This is a genomic window from Thermodesulfovibrionales bacterium (genome assembly GCA_026417875.1).
Classification (GTDB): Bacteria; Nitrospirota; Thermodesulfovibrionia; order Thermodesulfovibrionales; family CALJEL01; genus CALJEL01.
On record JAOACK010000087.1, the window covers coordinates 1 to 4,844 of the forward strand.

The window sequence follows — 4,844 nt, forward strand, 5'->3', positions numbered from 1 at the left end:
TAAGAGACAGGGATAGCAAAGCTCATACCTGTGAGTGCCACAAAGGAAATAAATTTAAAAACAGCTATAGAGATAACCCTACCTCTTAAAGAGGCCTATGAGAGTAATCCACAGATTAAAGAGCTTCTTGATATTGCGATTAAACTTGAAGGTCTTGCAAGGCATGCCTCTGTGCATGCTGCAGGTGTTGTTATTGCTCCACAGCCTCTTACAGAATATACCGCTCTTTACAGAGGTGCAAAGGGTGATGAGACAGTAACAACACAGTTTGACCTTGAATCTATTGAGAAGATAGGGCTTCTTAAGTTTGATTTTCTCGGACTTGATACCCTAACCATCATTGATACAACCCAGAAATACATAAGGCAAAAAGAAAAGGATTTTGATATTAACAATATCCCTCTTGATGACAAAGAGACTTACAGACTTCTTTCCTCCGGAAGAACGGCTGGAGTTTTTCAGCTTGAGAGTTCTGGCATGAGGGAGCTTTTAATGAAAATGGAGCCGGACAGGTTTGATGACCTTATTGCCCTTGTTGCCCTTTACAGACCAGGGCCACTGGGCAGCGGTATGGTGGAGGATTTTATAAAGAGAAAAAAAGGTCTGGTGTCTGTAAAGTACGAACTGCCTGAATTGAAGGATATACTGGATGAGACCTACGGTGTTATCCTTTATCAGGAACAGGTAATGAGGATATCGAACAGGATTGCTGGATTCACCCTTGGACAGGCTGATATCTTAAGAAGGGCAATATCCAAGAAGGATCCTTTCTTAATGGAAGAACTAAAAACAAAATTCATAAATGGTGCAGTTGAGAGAGGATATTCAGAGGATATTGCAAGGAGGCTTTTTGAATTAATTGAGTATTTTGGCAATTATGGTTTCAACAAATCTCATTCAGCAGCCTATGCCCTTGTTGCATACCAGACTGCCTATCTAAAGGCACATTACCCAGTTGAATTCATGGCTGCCTCTCTTACAGCAGAGGTTGATAAAACTGATAAAATATTGAGACTCATAAATGAATGCAGAGAGATGGGAATAGAAGTACTTCCACCTGATATTAATAAGAGCGAAGAGGCCTTTACTATTGACGGCAGATCAATAAGATTCGGCCTTAAGGCAGTAAAGGGAGTTGGTGAAGCAGCAATTGAATCAATTAAAGAAGAAAGGAGCAAAAAGCCCTTTGATTCCTTTGAGGATTTTTTAAAAAGGTTGGTTGAGCGCGGAGGCAATGGCTCTCAGGACAGTACAAGAAAGTTAAATAAAAAGGTTATAGAGGCACTTATAAAGGCAGGTGCCTTTGATTCCCTGGGCATCTCAAGAAAGGATGCCCTTGCAAGGCTTGATTTATTACAGCAATCACCTAAAAACCTCTCTCCTTTACAATCTGTTCAGCCAAGCATGTTTGACATTTCAGTTGTAAATGAGAGCTCAGAAACTGGTGCTGATAGAAGAGAGAAAGGAAAGCAAGGGGATGTTTCTCCTTCACTACAGCATCCTTCTTCAGAAGAGGCTCTTAATCTTGCTTACGAAAAGGAGGCTTTAGGATTTTATATTACAGGTCATCCCGTAAAGCCCTTCAGGCCAATATTGAGGACATTCGGACTTAGAAGTTCTGAAGAGTTGAAATCATTTATGGAATCAAAAAATACTTCCCTTTCTCAGGAGATTTTTGTTGCAGGGCTTGTTTTAGAACTTAAAAAACACAAAACTAAGGGAAAGAATGAATTAATGGCCTTTATCACCCTTGAGGATGAGGAGGGTTCTTTTGAGGCTGTGGTTTTCCCGGAATTGTACAAAAGATCCATCAAATTATTTGAAAAGGGCTCAATAATTGTTGTAAAAGGTAATACCGAGTCTTCAGAAAAGGGTTTTAAGATAATTGCCAGAGAGGTAGAAGATTTTGATACATTCATAAAGAATTCACTTCTCAGAGCATCCAGGGTTATATTAAAACTCAAATCTGATGAATTCAGAAAGGAAAAGTTTGAGAACTTTGCTGAATTTCTAAAGACCTGCCAGCCTTCATCCCTCAGCCTTTCTGCTGCGAAGGGACTTCCCTTTTATATAAATGTCATAATGCCTGATTTTACTGTTACCATTCAGAGCAGTTATTCTATTATTCCTGATTTAAGGTTCCTAAGATTAATAGAGGACCTTTTTGGTAGAAACAGTCTGGAGGTGATTCTTTGAGTTACTATTTTGATTTTGAAAGACCCATTCAGGAACTTGAACTGAAGATAGAAGAATTGCGAGCTTTCTCAGATGGACGGGATATTGATCTTAGTAGGGAACTTGCTGAGCTGGAAAAAAAGGCTGAGAAGTTAAAAAGGGAAATATATTCAAACCTCACACCCTGGCAGAAGACCCTTATTGCAAGACATCCTGAAAGACCCTATACCCTTGATTATATTAATTTAATTGCAAAGGACTTTATTGAACTTCATGGTGACCGGCTCTTCGGTGATGACCAGGCCGTGGTATGTGGTCCCTGTTTTATAAATGAAAGACCTGTAATGCTTATAGGTCACCAAAAGGGCAGAGGAACAAAGGAGAGAATTCAGAGGAATTTCGGTCAACCTCATCCAGAGGGGTACAGAAAGGCTCTTAGGGTTATGAAACTTGCTGAGAGATTCAAAATGCCAGTTGTCACCTTTATTGATACACCTGGTGCCTATCCAGGAATAGGGGCTGAAGAAAGAGGCCAGGCTGAGGCAATAGCAACAAATCTCATGACCATGGCCAGACTTCAGGTACCCATAATCTCTATAGTAATAGGCGAGGGCGGAAGCGGTGGTGCCCTTGCTCTAAGCGTGGCTGACAGGATATTTATGCTTGAAAATTCAGTATATTCTGTGATTTCACCTGAGGGCTGCGCTGCCATCCTGTGGAAAAAAGATGGAGAACTCAGCCAGGATGATTATGCAAAGGCTGCTAATGCCCTTAAACTCACTGCCCAGGACCTTTTGAATTACAAGATCATTGATGGAATCATACCAGAGCCCCTTGGAGGTGCTCACAAGGATGTCCGGGCTGTTGCAGCAGAGATTGAAAAGACAATAGTATCCACCCTTGAGGAACTTTCCCAGAAACCTATAGGCAGACTTCTTGATGAAAGGTATAAAAAATTCAGAAAAATTGGAGTGTTTTTTGAAGGAGAGGTCCTTTAATCCTGAATTTCCATCCGGAACAGAGTTAATAATTTTAATTAATAAGCACAATTTATTGTCTGATTAAAAAAAAGAATTTGACTTAACTAAGTCATAGTCTTATAGTAGATTGATTTTTAATCCTGCTTTTAATTTTAAAATGGAGGCAATCATGAGGCTTGTCCTGTTAGGTGCGCCAGGTGCGGGAAAAGGAACCCAGGCTAAGAAACTGATTGAAAAATATTCCATTCCCCAGATCTCCACAGGAGATATTCTGAGAAAAGCAGTATCAGATGGTACACCTCTTGGAAAGGAAGCAAAATCCTATATGGACAGAGGAGAGCTTGTACCTGATAGCGTTGTCATAGGTATTATCAGGGAAAGGCTCAAAGAAGATGACTGTAAAACGGGTTATATTCTTGATGGGTTTCCAAGAAATGTTGCTCAGGCTAAGGCACTTGATGAGATGCTTAATTCATTGAACTCTCCCCTTGACTTTGCCATAAGTATAGATGTTCCATTTGATGAGCTCATGAAGAGACTGACTGGAAGAAGAACTTGTAAGAGCTGTGGACAGATGTATAACATATATTTCAGTCCCCCTGAGAAAAACGGCGTCTGTGATAAATGCGGTGGCGAACTCTTTCAGAGAGAAGACGATAAGGAAGAAACCATTCGCAAGAGACTTGAGGTTTATGAGGCCCAGACGGCACCTGTTATCGGTTATTACAGAGAAAAAGGAATACTCAAGTCTGTTCCTGGAACAGGCAGTATAGATGACATATTTAATAACATTATCTCAATCTTAGAGAAAAGGGGGTAAAACCTATGGCAAAGAAAAAGGCGACAAAAAAGGTTCCTGCTGCCAGAAAAAAGGCTGCAGCAAAAGTTGACAACTCCCTCTCCCCTCATGGTGGAAAATTAGTTAACAGGGTTATTGAGGACAGGGAAAAGGCAAGGAAGCTCGCAAGCAAGGCAAAGGTTGAGCTTCCAATCAGGGATCAGCATGCAAGGGAAATTGTAAGCATGGCCTATGGATTCTTCTCTCCTCTTGATGGATTCATGAAAGAGGCAGATGTGGCAAATATATGTAAGAAGATGACCCTTGCAAGTGGTTATGTCTGGAGCATACCCATAGTCTTCGACCTCTCTGATGATGAGATCAGGTCAATGGGTATTAAAGAAGGAGTTACCATACTTCTTAAATACCAGAATCAGCCCTTTGCTACTCTTGATGTTGAAGAGATCTATTCCTTTGACAAGAAGCTGATGGCTGTGAGTGTCTATGGCACAGACGATGAAAAACACCCGGGTGTAAAGAGAACCTATCAGTATAAGGATAAATTCATTGGTGGCAGAATTACCCTTATCAATCCTCCAAGGATAAATCCACCCTTTGACAAATTCTGGTATCCACCTGCGCTCTCAAGGGAGAAATTTAAAGAACTTGGCTGGAAACGTGTAGTTGCTCACCAGACTAGGAATGTTCCTCATACAGGGCATGAATGGCTAATGAAAGGAGCGTGGTTTGAGGCTCAGTCTGATGTGGATCCCCATGAGTGCGGTGTTCTTGTTAACTGCGTTGTTGGAGAAAAGCGTAAAGGTGACTATATAGATGAAGCAATAGTCCTCAGCCATGCTGCCCTTGGTGAGCATGGTTATTTCAAGCAGGGAACTCACATGACCTCTATC

Annotated in this window: 4 protein-coding genes; all 4 read left to right on the forward strand. The window is 41.1% G+C overall.

Going from position 1 to position 4,844, the window contains the following annotated elements:
- Positions 1-24: 24 nt before the first annotated feature.
- Positions 25-2,196 (forward strand): DNA polymerase III subunit alpha, encoded by a 2,172-nt coding sequence (dnaE, locus tag N2257_10390; protein ID MCX7794791.1) that lies wholly within the window; start codon positions 25-27, stop codon positions 2,194-2,196.
- Positions 2,193-3,173 carry an acetyl-CoA carboxylase carboxyltransferase subunit alpha gene (locus tag N2257_10395; GenBank protein ID MCX7794792.1) on the forward strand — a complete coding sequence of 327 codons (981 nt, stop codon included), beginning with the start codon at positions 2,193-2,195 and terminating at the stop codon, positions 3,171-3,173. The genes dnaE and N2257_10395 overlap by 4 nt, the downstream gene beginning before the upstream one ends.
- Positions 3,174-3,324: 151 nt before the next feature.
- On the forward strand, positions 3,325-3,975 hold the full coding sequence (locus N2257_10400; protein MCX7794793.1) for an adenylate kinase: 651 nt from the start codon (positions 3,325-3,327) through the stop codon (positions 3,973-3,975).
- 5 nt (positions 3,976-3,980) lie between these two features.
- Positions 3,981-4,844 (forward strand): hypothetical protein (locus N2257_10405; protein MCX7794794.1); only part of this gene is annotated, 864 nt, incomplete at its 3' end.

What these genes read in the sequence shown, in the direction of transcription:
- N2257_10400 (MCX7794793.1), top strand. Translation starts at nt 3,325, where the DNA reads ATGAGGCTTGTCCTGTTAGGTGCGCCAGGTGCGGGAAAAGGAACCCAG.